The organism is Myroides sp. C6-3, assembly GCF_050522425.1.
Classification (GTDB): Bacteria; Bacteroidota; Bacteroidia; order Flavobacteriales; family Flavobacteriaceae; genus Flavobacterium.
Map to the genome: position 1 here is coordinate 1 of NZ_JBMVQP010000040.1, position 23481 is coordinate 23481.

At 37.5% G+C, this 23481-nt stretch carries 24 protein-coding genes; 14 read left to right on the forward strand and 10 right to left on the reverse strand.

From position 1 onward, the window contains the following. The 4 genes from ACPDG9_RS13980 to ACPDG9_RS13995 form a co-directional block, all read left to right on the forward strand. The coding region (locus ACPDG9_RS13980) for a hypothetical protein (protein ID WP_430528337.1) at nt 1-273 on the forward strand (273 nt) is incomplete at its 5' end. A gap of 191 nt (nt 274-464) precedes the next feature. Next, nucleotides 465-1643, forward strand: a complete 1179-nt coding sequence (locus tag ACPDG9_RS13985; protein WP_430528338.1) for an acetyl-CoA C-acyltransferase — start codon at nt 465-467, stop codon at nt 1641-1643. 99 nt (nt 1644-1742) lie between these two features. Then, nucleotides 1743-2504 (forward strand): NlpC/P60 family protein, encoded by a 762-nt coding sequence (locus ACPDG9_RS13990; protein ID WP_430528366.1) that lies wholly within the window; start codon nt 1743-1745, stop codon nt 2502-2504. A gap of 85 nt (nt 2505-2589) precedes the next feature. Beyond that, on the forward strand, nt 2590-3939 hold the full coding sequence (locus tag ACPDG9_RS13995) for a DEAD/DEAH box helicase (protein ID WP_430528339.1): 1350 nt from the start codon (nt 2590-2592) through the stop codon (nt 3937-3939). A gap of 70 nt (nt 3940-4009) precedes the next feature. Here ACPDG9_RS13995 and nhaA read toward each other — a convergent pair whose 3' ends face one another. Beyond that, complete coding sequence (gene nhaA, locus ACPDG9_RS14000; RefSeq protein ID WP_430528340.1) at nt 4010-5353, reverse strand: Na+/H+ antiporter NhaA; 1344 nt, start codon at nt 5351-5353, stop codon at nt 4010-4012. 307 nt (nt 5354-5660) lie between these two features. Next, on the reverse strand, nt 5661-6497 hold the full coding sequence (locus ACPDG9_RS14005) for a DUF4261 domain-containing protein (RefSeq protein ID WP_430528341.1): 837 nt from the start codon (nt 6495-6497) through the stop codon (nt 5661-5663). A gap of 228 nt (nt 6498-6725) precedes the next feature. Here ACPDG9_RS14005 and lipA point away from each other — a divergent pair, with 228 nt between their 5' ends. The 3 genes from lipA to ACPDG9_RS14020 are packed head-to-tail and all read left to right on the forward strand — an operon-like array spanning nt 6726 to nt 9207. After that, nucleotides 6726-7598: a lipoyl synthase gene (lipA, locus tag ACPDG9_RS14010; protein WP_430528342.1), complete on the forward strand. Its 873-nt coding sequence runs from the start codon at nt 6726-6728 to the stop codon at nt 7596-7598. A 48-nt stretch (nt 7599-7646) separates the two neighbouring features. Further along, nucleotides 7647-8657, forward strand: a complete 1011-nt coding sequence (gap, locus tag ACPDG9_RS14015; RefSeq protein ID WP_430528343.1) for a type I glyceraldehyde-3-phosphate dehydrogenase — start codon at nt 7647-7649, stop codon at nt 8655-8657. A 1-nt stretch (nt 8658) separates the two neighbouring features. Next, on the forward strand, nt 8659-9207 hold the full coding sequence (locus ACPDG9_RS14020; RefSeq protein WP_430528344.1) for a YdeI/OmpD-associated family protein: 549 nt from the start codon (nt 8659-8661) through the stop codon (nt 9205-9207). Between the two features lie 48 nt (nt 9208-9255). Here ACPDG9_RS14020 and yajC read toward each other — a convergent pair whose 3' ends face one another. The 4 genes from yajC to ACPDG9_RS14040 form a co-directional block, all read right to left on the reverse strand. Beyond that, complete coding sequence (gene yajC / locus ACPDG9_RS14025) at nt 9256-9531, reverse strand: preprotein translocase subunit YajC (protein WP_430528345.1); 276 nt, start codon at nt 9529-9531, stop codon at nt 9256-9258. A 21-nt stretch (nt 9532-9552) separates the two neighbouring features. Beyond that, entirely contained in the window at nt 9553-10005 is a 453-nt protein-coding gene (locus ACPDG9_RS14030) for a DUF1573 domain-containing protein (protein ID WP_430528346.1), read from the reverse strand. 27 nt (nt 10006-10032) lie between these two features. Continuing rightward, complete coding sequence (gene nusB / locus ACPDG9_RS14035; protein ID WP_430528347.1) at nt 10033-10974, reverse strand: transcription antitermination factor NusB; 942 nt, start codon at nt 10972-10974, stop codon at nt 10033-10035. 254 nt (nt 10975-11228) lie between these two features. Further along, the gene (locus ACPDG9_RS14040; RefSeq protein ID WP_430528348.1) at nt 11229-12053 is read right to left on the reverse strand and encodes a siderophore-interacting protein; all 825 of its coding nucleotides are present in this window, start codon (nt 12051-12053) and stop codon (nt 11229-11231) included. Nucleotides 12054-12282: 229 nt separating this feature from the next. Between ACPDG9_RS14040 and udk the strand changes: the two genes are divergently transcribed. The 6 genes from udk (at nt 12283) to ACPDG9_RS14070 (ending at nt 18102) form a co-directional block, all read left to right on the forward strand. Continuing rightward, entirely contained in the window at nt 12283-12891 is a 609-nt protein-coding gene (gene udk, locus ACPDG9_RS14045) for a uridine kinase (RefSeq protein ID WP_430528349.1), read from the forward strand. Between the two features lie 27 nt (nt 12892-12918). Further along, nucleotides 12919-13242 (forward strand): FtsB family cell division protein, encoded by a 324-nt coding sequence (locus ACPDG9_RS14050; RefSeq protein WP_430528350.1) that lies wholly within the window; start codon nt 12919-12921, stop codon nt 13240-13242. An 18-nt stretch (nt 13243-13260) separates the two neighbouring features. Continuing rightward, entirely contained in the window at nt 13261-14622 is a 1362-nt protein-coding gene (locus tag ACPDG9_RS14055) for a methylmalonyl-CoA mutase family protein (protein WP_430528351.1), read from the forward strand. Between the two features lie 9 nt (nt 14623-14631). Further along, nucleotides 14632-16062 (forward strand): methylmalonyl-CoA mutase family protein, encoded by a 1431-nt coding sequence (locus tag ACPDG9_RS14060; protein ID WP_430528352.1) that lies wholly within the window; start codon nt 14632-14634, stop codon nt 16060-16062. Between the two features lie 113 nt (nt 16063-16175). Beyond that, the gene (locus tag ACPDG9_RS14065; RefSeq protein ID WP_430528353.1) at nt 16176-17423 is read left to right on the forward strand and encodes a DEAD/DEAH box helicase; all 1248 of its coding nucleotides are present in this window, start codon (nt 16176-16178) and stop codon (nt 17421-17423) included. Nucleotides 17424-17442: 19 nt separating this feature from the next. Beyond that, nucleotides 17443-18102: a SanA/YdcF family protein gene (locus ACPDG9_RS14070; protein WP_430528354.1), complete on the forward strand. Its 660-nt coding sequence runs from the start codon at nt 17443-17445 to the stop codon at nt 18100-18102. A gap of 25 nt (nt 18103-18127) precedes the next feature. Here the strand turns inward: ACPDG9_RS14070 and feoB are convergent, their stop codons facing one another. The 3 genes from feoB to recR form a co-directional block, all read right to left on the reverse strand. Continuing rightward, the gene (feoB, locus tag ACPDG9_RS14075) at nt 18128-20311 is read right to left on the reverse strand and encodes a ferrous iron transport protein B (RefSeq protein ID WP_430528355.1); all 2184 of its coding nucleotides are present in this window, start codon (nt 20309-20311) and stop codon (nt 18128-18130) included. 21 nt (nt 20312-20332) lie between these two features. Further along, on the reverse strand, nt 20333-20566 hold the full coding sequence (locus tag ACPDG9_RS14080; protein WP_430528356.1) for a FeoA family protein: 234 nt from the start codon (nt 20564-20566) through the stop codon (nt 20333-20335). Nucleotides 20567-20765: 199 nt separating this feature from the next. After that, nucleotides 20766-21386: a recombination mediator RecR gene (recR, locus tag ACPDG9_RS14085; protein ID WP_430528357.1), complete on the reverse strand. Its 621-nt coding sequence runs from the start codon at nt 21384-21386 to the stop codon at nt 20766-20768. Nucleotides 21387-21585: 199 nt separating this feature from the next. On the opposite strand from recR, the gene ACPDG9_RS14090 reads away from it, so the two are divergent. After that, complete coding sequence (locus ACPDG9_RS14090) at nt 21586-23085, forward strand: sodium:solute symporter (protein WP_430528358.1); 1500 nt, start codon at nt 21586-21588, stop codon at nt 23083-23085. On the opposite strand, the gene ACPDG9_RS14095 is transcribed toward ACPDG9_RS14090, so the two are convergent. After that, entirely contained in the window at nt 23065-23424 is a 360-nt protein-coding gene (locus ACPDG9_RS14095; RefSeq protein WP_430528359.1) for a CoA-binding protein, read from the reverse strand. The two genes, ACPDG9_RS14090 and ACPDG9_RS14095, sit on opposite strands and share 21 nt — an antisense overlap. Between the last annotated feature and the right edge of the window lie 57 nt (nt 23425-23481).

Genomic DNA, 23481 nt, shown 5'->3' on the forward strand with positions numbered 1-23481 from the left:
ACAGGGACTCGAACCCTGGCGACCGTTACCAGTCGACAGATTAGCAATCTGCTCCGTTACCACTCCGGCACCTCTCCGTTGCTTTTAAGAAGAGTTATCTCCTGTATTGCGGATGCAAAAGTAGCACGAGTTTTCGTTGTTTCCAAATATTTGCGACACAAATATTTAAAAAAAAGAGAAGCCTCCTTTAAATCAATTATCTATCAAGCAGATAGAGGTAATCTTTTTTTGTTCTTTTTTAAAAAACGACTTCTTTTTCCTTCTATCTTCTAGCATATGACTCCGCACCCGTTCCTTTTATCTCACTTGCTCTCTTAGTAACAACACAAAAAAGTGTCTTTTAAGGATTAATGTTAATATCTACTATTATTTCATCCGACAATTCTATCAAATAAATATATAATGTATATTTGTCGTTAACTATTGAATCAAAATAAATCAAACTTAAATAAACACTATATATTATGAGTAAAAGAGTAGTAATTGTATCTGCTGCTAGAACACCAATCGGTAGCTTTTTAGGTTCTTTATCTACAGTTCCTGCAACTAAGTTAGGAGCTGTTGCTATTAAAGGTGCTATTGATAAGATCAATTTAGATGTAAATTTAGTTGACGAAGTATTAATGGGTAATGTAGTTCAAGCAGGTGTTGGACAAGCTCCCGCTCGTCAAGCAGCTATTTACGCTGGATTAAGCAGCAATGTTCCATGTACTACAGTAAACAAAGTTTGTGCTTCAGGAATGAAAGCAATCATGCAAGGTGCACAAGCAATTATGTCTGGAGATGCTGAGGTAGTTGTTGCTGGTGGAATGGAGAATATGAGTTTGATTCCACACTACGTACATATGAGAAATGGACAAAAATTTGGTCCTACTACTATGGTAGATGGGTTACAAAATGACGGTCTTGTTGATGCATATGACAATCAAGCGATGGGTGTAGCTGCTGATAACACAGCAAAAGTACACAACATCTCAAGAGAAGAACAAGATGCTTTCGCTATCCAATCGTATGAGCGTTCTGCTAAAGCTTGGGAAGAAGGTAAATTTGATATGGAAATTGTTCCTGTTGAGGTTCCTCAAAGAAGAGGTGAACCGATCATCGTTGCTAAAGACGAGGAGTATTCAAACGTAAAATTAGACAAAATCACAGGATTGCGTCCTGCTTTTACTAAAGAAGGAACAGTAACGGCTGCAAATGCTTCAACGATCAACGATGGTGCTGCTGCTGTAGTTTTAATGAGCGAAGAAAAAGCAAAAGATTTAGGTCTAAAACCGTTAGCTTATATCAGAAGTTATGCAGATGCTGCACAAGAGCCAATTTGGTTTACGACAGCTCCTGCTAAAGCGTTGCCAATTGCATTGAAAAAAGCAAACTTAACAATCAATGAGGTAGATTTCTTCGAATTCAACGAAGCATTCTCAGTTGTAGGTTTAGCAAACGCTAAACTTTTAGATCTTAACACAGACAAAATAAACGTAAACGGTGGAGCTGTTTCTTTAGGACACCCTCTAGGATGTTCAGGAGCGCGTATCGTTGTAACTTTATTAAGTGTCTTAGAACAAAACAACGCTAAAATTGGTGCTGCTGCTATCTGTAATGGTGGTGGAGGTGCTTCTGCTATTGTTATTGAGAGAGCTTAATTCGATTCAAGATATTTCTTTAAAATAGTATGTAAAGATGGGTTTGATTTATTCAAACTCATCTTTATTTTTGTACTCTAAATAAAAAAAACCACTATGATGTTTGCTTATTGTAATCTTTCTATTGTTCCCCTACGCGCAGAGCCAAGCGATAAAAGCGAATTGGTCTCTCAATTGCTATTTGGCGAATTGTTTACAATACTCGAACAAACGGAGAAATGGTCCAAAATCGAACTGGCTTTTGACCAATACCATGGATGGGTTGACAATAAACAGTTCCAACTCATCGATAAAAACGAATACGACACGCTAACACAAACAGCGCCTATTTACGCGGGTGATTTTGTGGAGTTTTTACACTCTGCGGATAATCAACTGATGTCTATTCCCTTGGGCAGTAACCTCAACGTACTCAAACACGCCTCTACTAATCCGCTTAAATTTGCTTTTGAAGGCCGTTCTATCACAGGAACCTTTACCAAAAGTCAATTCGTAAAAACCGCTTTTATGTACCTAAACGCCCCTTACCTATGGGGAGGAAAAACACCTTTTGGTATTGATTGCTCTGGTTTTACGCAAATGGTTTACAAAATTAACGGACACCTTATTCCACGTGATGCATCTCAACAAGCAACCATTGGAGAAGCTTTGAGCTTTATTGAAGAAAGTGAAGCGGGTGACTTGGCCTTTTTTGACAATGCCGAAGGAAATATCATACACGTTGGAATTATCATGGACAACAACTACATCATTCACGCACATGGAAAAGTGCGTATCGATCGATTGGATCACTTGGGGATTTACAATGTAGATTCGGGAAAACACACCCATAAACTTCGCGTAATAAAAAAAATCCTCTGAACCAACTACGGGTCTTTGTGCCATTTTTATTCCAATACTAACTACATGCATAAAAAAACGTATCTTTGTCCAAATAAGATATTTTATGCATACTTTCGAGCAATTTAATCTACCGAAAGCTTTACAAAAAGCCCTAGATGAGCTTCAAATTACTACGCCTACACCCATTCAAACTAAATCTTTTCCCGTTATTTTATCAGGAAGAGATGTGATGGGAATTGCCCAAACAGGTACAGGTAAAACTTATGCTTATTTACTTCCCATTTTAAAACAATGGAAATTTGCCTATGTGGATACGCCACGTGTTGTGATTATTGTACCAACGCGTGAGTTAGTTGTTCAAGTTGTTGATGAAGTGAATAAACTAACACAATATATGTCAATTCGCTCTCTAGGTGTTTATGGAGGAACCAATATTAACACCCAACGCAAAGCCGTTTACGATGGAGTGGATATCCTAGTTGGAACTCCAGGTCGTATGATGGACTTAGCCCTAGACGGTGTTCTGCGTTTTGACAACCTACAAAAATTAGTCATTGACGAATTTGACGAAATCCTAAACTTAGGTTTTAGAACCCAACTTACCTCTATCCTAGCCATGATGCGCAGCAAAAGACAAAATATTTTGTTCTCCGCAACCATGACAGAAGAAGTAGATGAGGTATTGGAGGACTTTTTCGATTTTCCAGAAGAAGTGTCTTTAGCCGCATCAGGAACCCCGCTAGAGAAAATCGACCAACAATTGTATCATGTACCAAACTTCTATACGAAGATGAACCTCTTAATGCACTTGTTACAAGACAAAGAAACCTTTAATCGCGTGTTGATCTTCATCAACAGTAAGCGTTTAGCGGATATTGTAATGGAGCAACTCGAAGAGGCTTTCCCAGATGAATTTACGGTGATTCACTCGAATAAATCACAGAATTTCCGTTTGCGTTCGATGGCTGAATTTCAGGCGAATGAATTAAGAGGACTATTGACTACAGATATCATGGCTCGTGGATTGGATATTTCAGATATTAGCCACGTCATCAACTTGCAGTTTACTGATGCTCCAGAGCAGTACATTCACCGTATTGGACGTACAGGACGTGCGGATAAAACAGGAGTTGCCATTTCTTTTGTTGATCCAAAAGAAGAAGAAATGTTGTTGGAAGCAGAAGAGTTAATGGAGAAAGAACTAAGGATCATTGAGATTCCTGCTGAAGTGGAAATCTCTGACAAGTTAATGGAGTTTGAAAAATCCAAACTAAAAGCGAAGCAACTAGTTAAGGTGAAAAAGCCTATTGAAAAAGGCGCTGCTTTTCACGCCAAGAAAGAAAAAAACACAAAGGTAAATCTAGGTGGACCAGGAAAGAGAAAACCGAGAAAAACAAAACCGAGAAATCGCGCAGTTGATGCTAAAAGAGCAGCTAAGAAAAAGAAAGAGTAATTAATTACAACATAGAAAAAGCCGAAGACATTCATCTTCGGCTTTTTTATTGTGGTATCGTTATTTCGGACTATTTCTTTGCCTTACCTACCATACTCAAGACAATGAATCCCAATAATCCTCCTAAACCAGACGCAATTAAAATCCCCAATTTAGCCTGACCAGGAAACTCTGGATGCAAATTAATATCGAAAGCAAGTTCGGTTACAAATAAAGACATGGTAAATCCAATAGCTGCCAATAAGCCTAAGCCGAATAAGTTCTTATACGTCATCCCTTCTGGCATTTTAGCTAAACCGGATTTAATGACTAAAGCAGTCAATCCAAATACGCCTAAAACTTTTCCTACAAGCAAACCAAGTGCAACTCCTAACGTTACAGCACTTACCCCCTCACCTTCTCCCATACTAATAGGAATAGCGGCATTGGCCAAAGCAAAAACGGGCATTACAAAAAAGGCCACAAAGTTGTGCATACTGTGTTCTAAGCGAATTGCAGGTGGTAAGCTGTTTTTAGCTAAATCTTTAATATCACCCACACAATCCATTTGTTCCCCAGTTAAATTTGGGATCTTATCATCGGGATCAATACTGTTAAATCTAGTTCTAAGCTGTTCCAATTTCTTGCGAAAGAAAGGTTCGTGAATTTTAGCCGTAGAAGGAATTGCAAAAGCAGCTAAAACAGCAGCAATTGTTGCGTGAACTCCTGATAACATAAAGGCCAACCAAATTCCACCAATACCGATGATCGCATAGTAAATGGTATTTCGAATTCCCAACAAATTACTGATAATCAACAAGCCAAAAAAGCCCAATCCTATTCCTAAATTAACCAATGACAATTGTTCCGTATAAAAAATAGCAATAACCATTACCGCACCCAAATCGTCGGCAATCGCTAAAGCAGTTAGGAAAACCTTCAGTGAAGTAGGTACTTTATCACCTAATAAGTACAAAACACCAAGGGCAAAAGCAATATCTGTTGCCATAGGAATTCCCCATCCATGCGCAGCATCTGTTCCTGCATTAAAAATAGCATAAACTGTAGCCGGTACAACCATTCCTCCAATAGCAGCTATAATGGGCAACATTGCTTTTTTAGGTGAAGACAACTCTCCTGTTGTCAGCTCTCTTTTAAGTTCCAAACCTACAACAAAGAAGAAAATTGCCATCAATCCATCATTCACCCAATGTTTTAAGGAGTGATTCAATGAAAAGTCATTAAATGAAAAAGCAATGTGATTTTCTTCCCAAAAAGCCGTGTATTGATCTGCCCAAGCAGAATTAGCCATAAAGATGGCAATCAACGCAGCAATAAACAATATAATCCCCCCAGATGTAGACTTTTGCATAAATTTATTTACAGGCGCTACAATCCATTTATCTGCCGGTGTTAACTTCAGATTATCTTCCATTTCTTTTGAGTTTGTATAAATATTTAATACCAAATATAAGTTTCCCCTATCTTTTAACCAAGCAAACCTTTTATTTTTCAATTTCCTCTAATATAAACCTCTTCTGTTTTATATTAAAATACCATCATTTTTACAATTAAAATCCCCCTTCAATTGACAATAAATAAATTAACTCCTTATTTATTGTGAACTACGAAGTAACTCTGTAATTTTTACTGTATTTACATAAAAACATTTTTGCTATTTATTTATTCTAACAAATAGTAAAAAAAAACGCTATCCCGAATAGAGAATAGCGCTTCTTATCTTACATTTCTAATTTTAATGTGTCTCCTTCGACAAACACTCCTTTAGAAGAGGTAATAGCTATCTTTTGCTCTGCCGTATAACCCAACGTTTCTCCATGTTGAAATACAACATCACTACCGATAACATAAGAACATATATTGACTAAGAAACCATATAACTCATCAAGAGATAAAGCAGAGTGAACCACTTCAATTTCTTGCTTGCCAAAAGCACTCAATCCATACGTATAAATACTATTCCCTTCTTCTGCATTGCGCAATCCGATATAAACCCACAGTGGAACTAGTATTTTTCCTTCCTTTAGCTCTTCCTTATAGCCTAAATATTGTTCACGAGGAATCAACAAGGTTTGACTTCCTTGATATACACCTACACAACTCGGCGTTGTTTCCATAATCGCATAGAGAATACGAGAAAGTAACAAATAGCGCTCGACGATAGACATTGAACCATTCATCACAGAAACAATCGCATGACTGTCAACACCTTGTGTTTCTTCTATTACTTTTGTCCAATTGTAAGCATATTGGGCCGTATACTGGATGTCGTCCTTTGGAACTGCTGCTGGAATATAGGCGATTGCAAACAGGGTACCCTCAATAGTTAATACTGCAGTTGTATCGTCGTAATCTGTGCCCTCAATCTCATAGCCCCATTGTTCGGTAAGAACCTTTAATACAGCTTCAATACTGTATTTCTCACCATTCTCGAACATCGGCATCGCCAATAAAAGACTTTCCTCCTTTGTTTCCAAGGAAGCTGTTGTTTCTTTCGTTTCTTTCATTTCTTTTATCTCCTTCGAAGAGTCCTTCTTTAACCAACTAAATAATCCCATAGCTTTTTTTTATCCTACCAAAATTACACAATACTTCAAACATATAGTTCCAATAAACAAATTATTATTGCAGTTTTCAATCCGCTTTATAGACCCGTATTTTTATCCTTTCCAAAAAACAAACAAAAACCACTATATTTCACGGATTCCCAACCGTTTTATAATTCCTAAAAAACCAAAGATAAAAGAGAAGATTTCAGTATATTTGTACTTTGATAAAATGAAAGTATGGATACAATCTTAGACAAAAATATACAACCACAAGCCAAACCAAAATGGTTGCGTGTAAAATTGCCTACAGGTAAAAAATATACTGAATTAAGAGGTTTGGTTGACAAATACAAATTACATACGATATGTACTTCAGGTAGTTGTCCGAATATGGGAGAATGTTGGGGAGAAGGAACTGCTACTTTTATGATCTTAGGTAATATTTGTACGCGTTCATGTGGTTTCTGTGGAGTAAAAACGGGACGTCCAGAAACTGTAGATTGGGATGAACCGGATAAAGTAGCTCGATCTATTAAATTGATGAACATCAAGCACGCCGTATTAACTAGTGTTGACCGTGATGATTTAAAAGATGGAGGATCTATTATTTGGGCAGAAACCGTAAAAGCTGTTCGACGCATCAGTCCTGGTACAACTATGGAGACGCTAATTCCTGACTTTCAAGGAGAGGAACGCTTATTAGATCGAATCTTAGAAGTTTCTCCAGAGGTTATTTCACACAATATGGAAACGGTTCGCCGCTTAACAAGAGAAGTGCGCATTCAAGCCAAATACGATCGAAGTTTAGCTGTGCTAAAATACCTGAAAGACAATGGTGCAAAGCGCACTAAATCGGGAATCATGCTTGGATTAGGTGAAACGGAGGAAGAGGTCATCCAAACGATGCACGACTTAAAAGCAGTAGGTTTAGATGTTTTAACGATCGGTCAATATTTACAACCGAGTAAAAAACACTTACCAGTAAAAGAATTCATCACACCTGAGCAATTCAAAAAATACGAAGAAATTGGGTTAGAATTAGGATTCAGACACGTTGAAAGTGGAGCGCTTGTACGTTCTTCTTACAAAGCTCAAAAACATATTTTATAATTATAATATAGATGGTCGCTTTTGAGCGACCATCTGCTTTTACAACCAATGAAAAATATTAAAGTTGCGATTAATGGATTTGGACGCATTGGCCGAAACCTTTTCAAGTTACTACTCAACCATCCTCTCATTGAAGTTGTGGCTATAAATGATTTAGCTGATGTGCAAACCATGGCACATTTACTCAAATACGACAGTATTCACGGTATCTTACAAGCGGATGTTAGGTATGATGCCAATCATCTCATCGTCAATCAACAAAAAATACCGTACTTCAGTACAAAGGAAATAGCAAACTTACCTTGGGCTTCTTTAAACGTAGACTATGTTGTAGAAGCAACAGGAAAAAGAAAAACGACGGCATTATTACAGGAACATATAACACAAGGCGCGAAGCGTGTTATTCTATCCGTTCCACCAGAAGACAACGAGATAAAAACCATTGTTTTGGGTGTAAACGAAGAGATTTTAACAGGGGAAGAGCAAATCATATCCAATGCGAGTTGTACCACAAATAATGCTGCTCCAATGGTTAAGATCATCAAGAAGTTATGTGGAATGGAGCAAGCTTATATTACAACAGTTCATTCCTATACAACCGATCAAAGCTTACACGATCAACCGCATAAAGATTTGAGAAGAGCACGTGGTGCCGCACAATCTATCGTTCCAACTACTACTGGAGCAGCCAAAGCCTTAACGAAGATTTTCCCAGAATACGAAGGGAAAATTGGCGGTGGCGGGATTCGCGTACCCGTTCCAGACGGATCTTTAACGGATATTACCTGCTACGTAAAAAGAGCGATTACAATTGAAGAAATTAACCAAGCGTTTAAAGATGCTGCAGAAAATGAACTAAAAGGAATCTTAGCTTATACAGAAGATCCAATTGTTTCTGTTGATATTATTGGCAACACCCATTCCTGTCTATTTGATGCGCAATTAACTTCAGTACTAGATCGCATGGTCAAAGTTGTAGGATGGTATGATAATGAGATTGGTTATTCCTCGCGTTTGATTGATCTGATTCTCTACTTCAACACAATCAAAAAAGACTAGTATGAAATGGGATGCCGAACTGAAGTTAATTGAAGAACTCTTCCAAAGTATGGATTTGGACGTACGCGAACAATGGGGAACAACGATTTATTATCACAATCAGGAAATGGTCGTTGCAGCAGGTGGTTTTAAAAATTACTTTAGCATTTGGTTTTACAAAGGAGTTTTTCTCCAAGATACACAGCAAAAATTAATCAATGCACAAGAAGGGAAAACCAAAGGATTGCGACAATGGAGATTTACCTCAGCACAAGAGCTAGACCTGGAACTAATTCGTCAGTATACAGAAGAAGCCATGGCAATTGCCAAACAAAAAAGAGAACTTCCTCCCAATACTTCGCCCCTTATCATCGATGCGTTATTTGCTACCGCCTTAGAAGAAGATCCTCTTTTACTAGAGAAATTTCAAGCATTAGCTCCCTACAAGCAAAAAGAATACTACGCGTATTTTGCTGAAGCAAAAAGAGAAGCGACAAAACAATCGCGTATCGCTAAAGCGATACCTTTAATACTACAGGGAAAAGGTTTAAATGACAAGTATAAAAAATAGGCATCTCAAATGAGATGCCTATTTCTTTATTATAAGTTTGTTGATTCCTTATTTTCTTTCTTGAAGTTTTTGGCTCATATCCATAGAGATAGCAGAACGCTCCATCAATAGTTTTCCTGCCATTGTTTCAACAACAACCGTTAATTCATTTAACTCAGCAATTCTTCCGTGTAAACCTGATTTAGTTATAATACGATCACCTACTTTTAGACTAGCTTCGTATTCTTTTTCTTGTTTCATCTTTTTTTGTTGCGGGCGAATCATAAAGAAATAGATTGCAACAAAAATAAGAATCATGGGTAAAAATTGTTGGATTGATTCCATAAAATAGTAAGTATTAAAAAATTAGTTTGCTGGAGAAACGTTTGCCTTAATCGTTAAGAACTCTTCCCCTTTTTCTGTATTTGTAGTTAGCGTAACAGTTTTTTGTTGTTGCCCTACTGCTCCGGTTTGGAATCTAACTTTTAATTTTGATTTCTCTCCCGGTTTAATTGGTGTTTTTTGATATTCTGGAACAGTACAACCACAAGTTGCACGAGCATCGATAATCACTAAATCTGCATTTCCTGTATTGGTAAATTCAAATTCAGTTTCTACTGCTTCATTATTTCCAATGGTTCCAAAATCGTGCGATAACGATTCAAACTCCATTGCAGGTGTACCTTGATTTACTTTTGCCGCAGCTTCTTGTTCAATTTTCGCAACGTTGTCTTCGTTAATACGACTTGACGCTTCATTCTTTTTACAAGCGGTCATGCCTAATACTGCTACACAAGACAGCATAAATACTTTTTTCATTTGCTCAGTTATTATGGTTAATTAGTCTTATAAAAGTCCTTTTCCAATTTTATTCAAACGGTCTTGCGCTTCTAGTTCTTTCGAAATATTGTCAAGTATACCGTTGATAAATATACTACTTTTTGGTGTAGAATACTCCTTTGCAAGCTCTAAATATTCATTTATCGTTACTTTTACTGGAATAGAAGAGAAACGCAACATCTCACAAATCGCCATTTTTAAGATAATAATATCAATTGTCGCAATGCGTTCTACGTCCCAATTTGGTGTTTTCCCATCGTACTCTTTCGCGAATTCAGCACCATTTAAAACCGTTCTACGGTATAAGTTCATAGCAAAGTCTTTATCCTCTGAATCTTTAAATACTTTAGGTACAAAGAAAGCCTGTTCTATATTTTTAATCTGTCTCAACTGTTTTTGAATCAACGTATTAACAACAGGTAAGTCATCTACCCAAGTTAGTTTTGTATCTTCTAAGAAATCGTATAGTTTCTCGTCTGGCGCAATGATTTCTGTGTATAAGTTCACAATAAAATCTTGATCTTCTTTAAAAGATCGCGTTGTCGATTTCATGTAGTCTTTATACAATTGACTTGCCTTTACTTCGTCTAAAATCAATTGAACGTAGTGATCTTTTCGCTGCCAGTACGTCATATTGCGTTCCTCTACTTTATTGCTAATAGAGGTAGAATTACCCAATAATGCAAGTACTTCGTTTTCGATAAATTTCTTGTTTGGATTGCGTTCTTCGTAAGTAGCTAAATGTTTTTTCTGAGAAATTTCGATATATTCTTCTTCTTTTTTTCGAATTTCTATCAGAAGGGTTAGCATTAATAAGTATAACTCTTGTATACTATCCATGCTGTGGTTTAAAAATTTCTCACCAACTTGAATTTGGTCAGAATTACTTTGGTGCAGGGCATAAAGCGTCTGCATAACCTTGATACGAATGTGTCTTCGATTTAACATGCTACTAAAGAACTTAAAATGATTTGAATTTTTATTTCAGCCGACAAAGGTAATAAATAATATTTCTTATCAAACTAAATCTTGCGATTCCTTCCTTAGATTTAACTTGATTTTACAAACTCAATCCCCACTTCATTCACAAAGAACAAAAAAACGAGGTCCTTAGACCTCGCTCTCCGATTTAATTAAAGGTATTGAATAGTGAATCTACCTCTTTGACAATACATACATGTAGGTTCAACTTGCATCTCTTTTTAATCTAAACTCGCTTTTTCTGCACGTCGATCAGCCTCTGAGACATTTTCTGCTTTTCCGAATTTCCAATACGAATAGGCATAAAGTTCGTCTTTCGTCCAATTTTTCTCCTTGCGCAAAAAGTTTCGCAATAGTTTTACCGTAGAGAACTCCGCAGCTACATAAGCGAATTTATCCACCATATCTCCTTGTTCTTCAATATAGGTTACTGCCTTTTCCGCTAACACCGTACTTTGTCCGGGTGTTGGATTGATGATCCACTCCATCACAGCATTAGCCTTTGTAGGTAAAACTTGAATATCCTCTTTCGTTTCTACTTCTATAAACACCTGTGTCTGTACTCCTTCTGGTAAATCCTCTAAAATTGCTCCTAAAACGGGAATTGCCGTAGCATCACCTACTAAAATATAGCGATTTGCTTTCGGGTACAACTCAGCAGTTTCTGTTCCCATTGCCACACCTAACTCTGCTCCTATAGGCGCTTGAATCGCCCATTTAGATGCAGGTCCTTCATCCCCATGCGCCACAAAATCAACATATAGTTCATTTCTCTCCAAATCAATTCCTCGGTGCGTATACGTTCGAACACTCGGACGAATCGCATCATCCATCGGCACCCATTGTCCTTTTTCAAAATCAAACTCGGGCAAATGAACCTGATCACAGCCTTCTGGAGCTAAAAATATTTTATTATTTACGCCTATCGTTGTTTGACTGAATTTTTGTGTATCACCACCTTCCAAGGTAATGCGTATATAATGGGGAGTAATATAAGTTCTGTTCTTTAGTTTAAATATTCCTCGATCTACCGTCTTCTTAGCCATATATCTTTAGTTTATATAAGTCTCATTATCTTCTTGTTCAAGAACAAATATAGTTCTTTTAAATTAGATTAAGTACAAACAATGTATTCACTCATCAAATAATCCAATACAATCCTTTTTTCGTCCATCCCTATCTTCACCATAAAAGGCTTAACAACATCCTAAAACCGAAAAATGTTTTTCCCTTCATTAGATTAATTTCTATTTTTGCTAAAAATTAAAAACACACATGTTAATTATTGGAATTGCAGGGGGAACAGGAAGTGGTAAAACAACCGTAGTTCACCAAATAATGAACGAACTACCTGAAACAGAAGTAGGTATCATATCACAAGACTCATATTACAAAGCGACAGACAACTTGAGTTTAGAAGAGCGCACCCTGATCAATTTTGACCACCCTAGGTCTATTGATTTTGATCTTTTGGTTCAACATTTAAAGGAATTAAAAGAAGGAAATAGTGTTAATCAACCTGTTTATTCGTTCGTTAAACACAATAGAACAGATGATTATATCCTTACGCATCCGCGAAAAGTGATGATTGTTGAAGGCATTCTAATTTTGTGCAATCCTGAGCTAAGAGAACTATGTGATATTAAGATTTTTGTACATGCAGATTCTGATGAGCGATTAATCCGTCGATTAAAACGAGATATTGCAGAACGCGGACGCGATATGATGGAAGTTTTAAATCGCTATCAAAGTACGTTGAAACCCATGCACGATCAGTTCATCGAGCCCTCAAAAGCCTATGCTGATATCATTATTCCAAACGATACATACAATACCGTAGCAATTGATATTGTTCGTACTGTAATTAATGAGAAAATAGGTTAACTTTATACCACATAAATCATAAGGCCAATGGATTCTAAAAGTATGCTTCGCAAATTACGATACATCCGAATAGTAAAAAACCCGTTTTTTCTAATAACCATTGGTTTTATTGTTTGGATCGTTTTTTTTGACAGTTACTCTCTTGTCGAACACCATACAATTGATCAAGAAATTGACAAATTAGAGGAAAGAAGAGAGTACTTTCAAGGAGAGATTGACAAGGATAAGCAATCCATCAAAAACTTGAAAGATGGAGATGCAATAGAGAAATACGCAAGAGAAAAATATTACATGAAGCGAGACAATGAAGATATATATATCATCGAATTTGATACCTTACCTTCAAAGTAAACCTGACAATTAAATACCATGAATAACTCACTTTTCGACGAATTTAATTCTATTCCATCCAAGCAATGGAAAAATAGAATTCAATACGAACTAGATGGAGCCGATTACAACGAAACCTTAGTTTGGGAAAGTGTAGAAGGTATAAAAGTACGTCCCTTCTACCATGGAGATGATAGTCAAACAGTTGCTGTTTCGACACAAACTTCACCATGGCAGATACTACATCCCATTTATGTTCAAGATGTAGAAAAAACCATACTCAATGCTAAAGCCATTCTGCAAAAAGGAATAGAGAGTCTCTACTTTACTGTACCCCATACCAACATTGATTTGGAACAGTTGCTTCGTGCTTTACCAAAAGAAATTGTGTATTTTTTTAGGTGTTCTTTCTTAGAAGAGGCCCACTTAAAAAAGTTTATCCGTTGGGCAGAACAACAACAGTACACCATTCATATCCTTGTAGATCCCATCCACCAATTGCTGTCAGATGGCAACTGGTTTCACCAGGTCGAACAGGATTTCAAAATACTCGAGTCCCTCGTTGTTGCACATCCTTCAGTAAACATCGTTATTGACACCAAGCGATATCAAAATGCAGGAGCCAATATCATCCAGCAGGTAGCTTATGCCTGCAGCCATTTCAATGAGTATCTCACCCGATTAACTGCTATCAAACAGCCAATTTTTGTTGAAGTAGCCTTGGGATCAAACTATTTCTTTGAAATAGCAAAACTCAAAGCATTGCGCATTCTATTTGACCTAATTGGGCAGGAATACAAAGAACACCAATTGGATTATAAAATTATTGCCATGCCTACAAAGCGAAACAAAACCGTTTATGCTTCTAAAATCAATCAAATGCGAACTGCTACAGAATGTATGAGTGCTGTATGGGGTGGGGCGGATTATATCAGTCCTTTGCCTTTTGATTTTTTGCATCGAAAAGACAACTTCGCTAGTCAGGAAATGGCTCGAAACCAATTGTTGATACTTAAAAATGAATGTTCTACTACCGCGGTTAACAACCCGACAGATGGCACGTATTACATCGACTACCTATCCAAGCAAATAGCAGAAAAAGCATTGGATATTTTCAAGCAAATAGAGAAAGCTGAAGGCCTTATTACCTCCTTGCACCAAGGAACTATTCAGCGCAAGATAGAGGAAGCGGCAACTAAAGAACAAGAATTGTTTCAAGCGAATCAAGAGGTTTTAGTGGGGATCAATTCGCTAACAAGTGCTAGAGAACAACTCCACGACCAAATGGAGCTCTATCCTTTTGTCAAACAAAATCCACGCAAAACACTCATTATACCGCTCATTGAACGACGCCTAGCTGAATTGGAAGAACAAAGAAGATTAACAGCAGAAACTAAATAAGCTTATCGTATGAAAAGAAAGGATTTACAACATTTGAACTTGAATTCTACTTCATTCAATACAGCACCCAAGTCTTCTACTCACACTGTTATTGAAGGAATAGACATCCGACAAAATTATTCGGCAAAAGACGTTGAAGCTATAGAACTTGATTTTGCAGCGGGATTTGCACCTTTTGTAAGGGGAATTTCTCCTTTAATGTATGTACAACAACCGTGGAATAGTGAACTTCTACCTGCTACCAATGCGTTAGAAGCTGGTAATATTTCCTATCGCAAGCAACTTGCATTAGGACAAAAGAACCTTCTTTTTGATCTATCTTCCCAAACGACAGCCGGCAGTTTCACCATTGATACCGTAGAGGATTTAAACGTTCTTCTAGCGCAATTGCCTTTAGCTAAAATAACGGCTACTATTCGCACCAACGAAGCACTTCTTCCTTTACTAGCCCAATATTTTGTTGCTGCACAAGAGCAGGGAATAGACCCCAAGCTTTTACATGGAAATTTGCAATATGATGCGCTCGATTTTACCGATGAGTCCGCTCCTCTTTTACAAAAAGCGATTCTTGATAGCTTAGTTTATACCTCACAGTATATGCCAAATTTCAAGATCCTCTCTCTTTCAAACAGCTCTTTAAAAGAGAGAAATAGTACTGCTGCTCAAGAAATTGCCTATAGTTTAGCGCAAGGACTAGCCTTAGTTACGGCTGGTGTACAAGCCCAACTTCCTCTTGATTACGTGGCCTCACAAGTTGTTTTTTCTTGGACCGTTGGAGTGAATCACTTCATGGAAATAGCGAAGATGAGAGCAGCCCGCTTGCTTTGGGCAAAATTGATTCGTCGATTTGAGCCGAAAAACGAACAAACCCTTGCGTTAAGCATTCAAGCTCAAACTCAAACTTGGGGAACGGAACCTACGGGAGATTTAACACGAACTATGGTAGCGTCAACAGCAGCCATTTTTGGGGGGACACAAGCACTTTCCCTAGCGTTTGATCATCCTTCTTATGGGGAGCATACCGCATTACAACTTCACAAATTTATCCAAGAAGAGATGAAAGCAACCAAAACAGTAGACCCTTGGGCAGGGAGTTACTATGTAGAACACACGACGTTAACCCTTGCAGAACAAGCTTGGAATATTTTAGCGACTATTGATCCTACGGATCCTATCGCTCACCTTGTTTCACAAACTGTACCCCAGAAAGAATCAAGTCAACAACAAATCGCCGATACAACATCCCCTAGGGATCCGATACAAGCGCAACGCTTAGCTTCCGTAAAGGCACAACGCAACATCAAAAAAGTAGAAGCAGCATTGGCTCGGTTGACCCAAGCAGCCACCCAGTCTACTTCTAATTTATTCGCTTTAGCTATTGAAGCCGCAAGAGAAAGAGCAACTACTGAAGAGATTCAACGCGCTCTGCTTTCAAAATAAACTAACAAACTAATAAACAATACATTAAAAATATTAATCCCGCCTTTTTTAAGCGGTATTTCGTTAGTTCTCTTCAAATCGCGTACCTTTGTAAGATTATATAAATAGCGATTATGACATTTGAAGATTTACAGCTTACTAAAAATATTCTACGCGCCATTGGAGAGCTTGATTATCAAACCCCAACTCCTATTCAGCAAAAAGTAATTCCCCTCGTTTTACAAGAAAAGGATGTCATTGGTTGCGCCCAAACAGGTACGGGAAAAACGGCTGCTTTTGCCATGCCTATTCTCCACTATTTACACCGATTAGGAAACACAAAACGCACCAAAAATGCTCGTGTATTAGTCGTTACCCCTACAAGAGAATTAGCCCAGCAAATTGCAGATAACTTTACGTTATACGCTAAATATACCAATGCTACCCTAATGACCATATACGGTGGTGTTTCCAGTAAACCTCAAATTGAACAATTAAATAAAGGAGCTGATATTATTATTGGTACGCCTGGTCGTTTGTTGGATTTATACAAACAAAAACACCTCAATTTAGATCATCTTCACTTTTTAGTACTTGATGAAGCAGATTTGATGTTGGATATGGGATTCATTGACGACGTAAAAAAAATCATTCAAGTTACACCTGATACAAGACAGACTTTGTTGTTTTCGGCCACTATGCCACTGCCTATTCGCGAGTTGGCTCACGTTTTTTTGAAAAAACCAGAATACGTTGCTGTAGATGCAATCTCTTCTAGTGCTAAGACCGTAAAACAACAGGTGTATTTTGTTGAAAAAGGAGAAAAGAAAAAACTCTTGTATCACATCATCCGCAATCAAAAATTAAGTGATGTATTGGTATTTACGAGAACTAAACACGGAGCCGATGCTGTTGTAGAAGCCCTACAAAAAAACGGCGTTCATGCAGCTTCTTTTCACGGTGATAAATCGCAAAACTTGAGACAAGAAGCCTTGGATAGTTTCAAGAAAAAAGAAATTAAAGTATTAGTTGCAACGGATATTGCAGCACGCGGTATTGATATTGACTCGCTTCCTATTGTGATCAATTACGATTTACCCAATATTCCGGAAACTTTTGTACACCGTATTGGCCGTACGGGAAGAGCTGGGAATGAAGGATTAGCTATTTCTTTCTGTGATAAGTCAGAAAAAACGTATTGGGAAGCCATTGTCAAGTTTACACGTACGCAACCTAAAACCATTTCGGATCACCCTTTCCCATGGAAAGAAGAACCGAAAAAAGGAGAAGCTGCACCTAAAAAAGACTATAGAAACAAGTCTAAAAATGCAAATTCGCGTAAATCAGAAAATTCAAAAAAGAATAAAAAACGCTGGTACTAATACCGTTTAATTCCCCAACATGAAAAAAATAATCCTTGGCATAGGAATCGGAAGTGCCCTTGTTCTACTTTTTATTTGGATAGCGAATATCCAAGTATCATCCAGTACCAAATCGCAGCTTTTTGATGCCGTTGATCCGATTCCCTACAACAAAGTGGGCTTAGTGTTAGGAACGGCAAAGCAATTGAATAGCGGCCAACTCAACTATTACTTCACCTATAGAATCGAAGCTGCTGCAAAGTTATATCACGCAGGTAAAATTAGTTTTATTGTCGTGAGTGGAGACAATAGTCACACAGGTTACAACGAGCCAAGAGACATGGAAAAAGCGCTAATTGAGCAAGGTGTTCCTAAAGATCATATCTATTTGGACTATGCAGGCTTTCGAACCTTAGACTCTGTTTACCGCATGAAAGCTATTTTCAATGAGGATTCTTTTACGATTATCTCTCAGTCTTTTCACAATGAAAGAGCTGTGTATATAGCAAATCACTTGCAATTAAAAACAGTTGGATTCAACGCTCAAGATGTGACGCGTAAATATGGTTTTAAAACCTTACTACGTGAAAAATTTGCTCGAGTAAAAGTATTACTCGATAATTTAATCAATAAAAAACCAAAATATTTAGGCCCACAAATCCTCATTGGAGAAGGTCTAAAACAAGAAAAAGTCGATTAATTACTCGACTTTTTTCTTGTTTTTTCTAGTAAGTGAACAAGTGCCAAATTTGAGTGACGATAAAGCATACGACTAAACCGAAGACGATCGGCATAATAGAAGCAACTGTCGTCCATTTTACACTGTTTGTTTCTTTGTATATGGTGTATATAGTTGTACTACAAGGATTGTGTAACAAACTAAACAACATCAGGTTAACCCCTGTTAACGTAGTCCATCCCGCCATTTGTAAAATGGTTGCGATTTCGCCATCCGACACTTCAAACATAACACCAGCACCTTCGCCAATAGCAGCATCTCCTAACACCATGGCTGTCAGCATTAATATAGTCGGAATAACAATCTCATTGGCTGGAATAGCTACGATATACGCTAATAAGATCACGCCATTCAAACCGATAAGCATCGCAAAAGGATTCATTCCTTCAATCATCCACAACGCCATACTTTTATCTGCAATGTCAATATTACACACCAACCAGATAACTGCACCCGCTGGAGCGGCAAACACAATGGCACGCCAAAGCACGATAAGCGTTCGATCAATTAAGGAAGTATAAATGGTTTGCCATACTTTCGGAGGGCGATAAGGCGGTAATTCTAACGTAAAGAATGAAGATTCTCCTTTTAGCATAGTTTTCGATAACAACCAAGACGTAAAAAAGGTAAATGAGATTCCTAGAACCACAATACCTACAACCGCTAGTGTTGACACTGTAGGAGCCAAATATTTAGGAACCAAGGCACCAATAAAAATAGTAGCCATTAAAATTTGTGTTGGCCAACGTCCATTACACAGTGAAAAGTTATTGGTTATAATAGCGATTAACTTCTCACGAGGACTATTGATAATACGCGTAGCAACAACACCTGCCGCATTACAACCAAATCCCATACTCATGGTTAACGCTTGTTTCCCGTGTGCTCCTGCTCCTTTAAAAATTCGATCGAGATTGAACGCTACCCGAGGTAAATAGCCAAAATCTTCTAAAAGCGTAAACAGCGGAAAGAAAATGGCCATAGGAGGTAACATCACAGCGATTACCCAAGCTGTTGCTAAATAAATTCCGTCAATTAAGAAACCTGACAACCACCAAGGAAAATGTAAACTTGTTGCTCCTTCTTTCAAAAAGGGATACAGCTGATCTAACAAAAGATAAGACAACGCACTAGAAGGGTAATTGGATCCAATAATCGTCAACCACAATATTCCACCTAGCATCACAAGCATTAGGGGAAATCCCCATCGCTTACTCGTTACCACCTTATCTATAGCGCGATCCAGACGAAAAGCACGTTGGTTATCATCAACCTGAACACGCCCTTTTACAAGAGTAGAAACTTGTGAAAAGATTGCTCCTGCTACATTATCAGAATAATCCAATCCTAAAGCTTCTTGGTATTTTTTAGCTTTGACAACAATCGGTTGAATTTGTTGTTCGGTTACAGCAGCAGACAATGTTCCGCTACTTAAAGCCGCTTCAATACTTGGATCTTGCTGAATTAAACGCATGGCAATCCAAGATACGCTAGGTAAATTAGGATCAATAGCTTTTAAGTCTGAGGCAATAGCTTGAACAGCCTTTCTAGAATCTCCAGAAATTCCAGTAATATTCTTTTGTTCTGCTACAAATTTTCCCTTAGCAACCTGATCAATAGCATGCAGTAAATCGGAGATCCCCTCCTTATTACGCGCAGAAGTTGGGATAACAGGCACGCCGAGATCTCGAGATAATCCGCGAACATCTATCTCTACGCCATGTCGTTTAGCCTCGTCCATTAAATTCAAACAAACGACAACTTTGGTTGTGATTTCTTGAATCTGCACTACTAAACTCAAATGTCGTTCCAATCGTCCCGCATCAACTACAACTACCGTAACATCAGGTTCACCAAATAAAATAAAATCGCGAGCAACTTCTTCATCTTCTGAAGTAGACATCAGTGAATAGGTACCTGGCAAATCGACCAAACGATACGTCTGATCACTGTACAAGAAGCTTCCTTCTGCACGTGTCACTGTTTTACCTGGCCAATTTCCTGTATGTTGTTTTAATCCCGTAAGGGCATTAAATATTGTACTTTTTCCTGTGTTGGGATTTCCTGCTAAAGCAACGACATAATCGTATTTACCCGATATATTACCCAGCTTTTTTAAATCAGCTGATTGGTTTAAATCACATAGCTCACAGGCAGAATTTGTCTTCATATCCTTTCCTTTCTTCTATAATTAATCCTCTGCCTCAAGTAAAACCATAGCGGCATCCTCTTTGCGCAAAGAAATAATAGTGTTGTATATGATATACGCTACTGGATCTTTTAATGGACTTATGCTGTGCACTCCTATTGTTGCTCCAGCGACAAATCCCAAATCTAGAAAACGCTGATGCACTTCTCTCGGGCAATCTTTTGCAATTCCCTTGATCAGGCCTTTATCCCCCAATTTTAAATCCGATAAATTCATACACTTCTTTTTGTTTAGATGTACAAAATTACAAAATTAGACAAGCCTAACAATAAATTTAGCGTAATTTATAATTTTTAAAAATAGTGCAGAACCAAAAATTAGATTTACCAGAAGGCTAAAACAAGGTATAACACCTCTAGCCCTTGGAAGCAGTTACTTCTACAAAGGCTATACGAACAACGATAAAATAGCGCTATTAAATGGCTTTAAAGGCATTTTCGAATGGAACACGATGAACTAAGCTTCGACCTAAAGTTACTTCGTCTGCATATTCTAATTCATCTCCAACAGCAATCCCACGAGCAATTGTCGAAGTGATCACCTCGCAATCCTTGATTTGCTTGTAAATAAAAAAGTTGGTCGTATCTCCATCCATGGTTGAACTCAAAGCAAAAATCAACTCTTTAACACCTCCGGTTTTTACTTTTTCTACGAGTGATTGAATGTTCAGCTGACTGGGACCTACTCCGTCAATTGGTGATATTTTTCCTCCTAACACATGGTAAATGCCCTTATACAATTGCGTATTTTCTAAAGCCATGACATCACGCACGTCTTCGACCACACAAATAATCTGTTGATCTCGAGCGGGATTTAAACAAATCTCACAGATTTCTGCATCTGAAATATTATGGCAACTCGAACAATAGATAATCTCTTGGCGCATCTTGTCCAAAGCGTGAACGAGACGCGAAGTTTGTTCTTCTGGTTGTTTCAATAAGTGCAAAGCCAATCGCAAAGCAGTACGCTTACCAATTCCAGGTAGTTGCGAAATTTCTTCTACTGCTTTTTCTAATAATTTTGAAGGAAAATCCATGGCACAAAGATATAAAATATACAACTATTTCCCATGCCTTTATCTAAAGTACAAAGTCACTTTTAGCTTTCTTCTTTCTGTAGATAATAGCATTTGAACTCTCCTTATAACTCCAACTCTTTTCCACAAGGAAGATAGGTCTGAATAACTAAAATTTACTTACTTTTGATTTTATACAACATCAAAAATAACTTGTGCAATGACGCCACTAACTATCATTATCATTATCGCTGTTTACTTTGGACTACTGATTTCCATCTCTCATCTAACGAGTAAAAAAGACAGCAGTAATGAGGCTTTTTTTAGTGCGAACAAAAATGCAAAATGGTATTTAGTTGCTTTCGGAATGATTGGAACAGCATTATCTGGCGTAACTTTCATCTCTGTACCGGGAGAAGTAGGCTCACCCAATGGAGAACAGTTTAAATATTTTCAGTTTATCTTGGGAAATGCTGTTGGTTTTATTATCACCGCTTCCGTTTTACTTCCACTCTACTACAAATACAACCTGGTTTCTATTTATACCTATATTGAAAAAAAATTGGGTTTTTACAGCTATAAAAGTGCAGCATCTATCTTTTTATTGAGTAGAACGATAGGATCTGCCTTTCGTCTATATTTGGTCGTTATTGTACTACAACGCTACGTATTTGACTATTTTGGTATTCCCTTTTTTGCTACCGTACTCATTGCCCTTCTACTCATCTATGCCTACACCTATAAAGGAGGTTTAAAAACCATTATTATTACTGATTCTCTACAAACCTTTTTCTTGGTAGCTTCTGTAATTTTGACCATCATTTTTATTTGCCACCAATTGGATTTATCAGCTATTCAAGCTTTTGAGGAAGTAAAAAACAGCAACTACTCTAAGGTCTTTTTCTTTGAAGATTTTATGGGTAGCCGTTATCACTTCATCAAACAGTTCTTAGGAGGTATTTTTGTAACCGTTGCGATGGTAGGCCTGGATCAAGATTTGATGCAAAAAAACTTGAGTTGCAAGAACATTAAAGAAGCACAAAAAAACATGTACTCTTTTACGGGAATATTCGTACTTGTCAATCTCCTTTTCTTGGGGATTGGAGCATTACTTTATATCTATGCCAACAACCAAGGGATTGAGGTACCCTTTGATGCAATTACCCAAAAACCGAGAACCGACTTACTGTTTCCTGAAATTGCCTTCAATCACTTGTCTGTCATTCCCGCTGTAGTTTTCTTATTGGGATTAACCGCAGCCACTTTCGCAACCACGGATTCTGCTTTGACAGCTCTTACCACTTCTTTCTGTATTGACTTCTTACACATGGATAAACAAAAAGATAATCCCGCAAATGTTTGGAAGAGAAAACTCGTTCACTTTGGCTTCTCTATCCTTATGTTTTTAGTGATTATACTTTTCAATGCCATCAATGATGCTTCTGTAGTGAGTATGATTTTTAAAATAGCTTCATATACCTATGGTCCACTATTGGGCTTATTTAGCTTTGCCATTTTCTTTAAAAATCGCCAAGTGAAGGACAAACTCGTTCCTTATATTTGCCTACTAGCGCCTTTTGCAACGCTGTGGTTTAGCAATCACTCAAGTACGCTTTTAAACGGTTATGTTTTCGATAACGAATTAATCGTAGTCAATGCGCTAATCACACTTGTTTTACTGTTGTGTATTAGTTCGAAATCAAAATTGATTCGTGCGTAACAAAACAAGGGTACAAGCTTCTTCGTATCCAATATTATTTTTGATTAACTGCTTGTAAAAATCTGGATTTTCAGTTCCTGGATTAAAAATTACCCTATTGGGTTTCAATTGAATAATATAAGAGTAAAATTCCTCTTGCCGTTGGGGGTTTAAATATAAACTCACCGTATCTATATCGTTGTACGGTTGCACTTCCGTTTCAATTGCAACATCTACAACTTGTCCCTTTCTCAATCCATGAGCCACTACTTCGTGTCCATATTCACGTAACATACGGATAGCTTGATTGGAATAGCGCTCCTCCTTCATAGAAGCACCAAGTACGATTGTTTTCTTCATACTGCTTTAATTATTGCTTTACATTTAAATATACTAATTTATCTTAAATAAAACAAT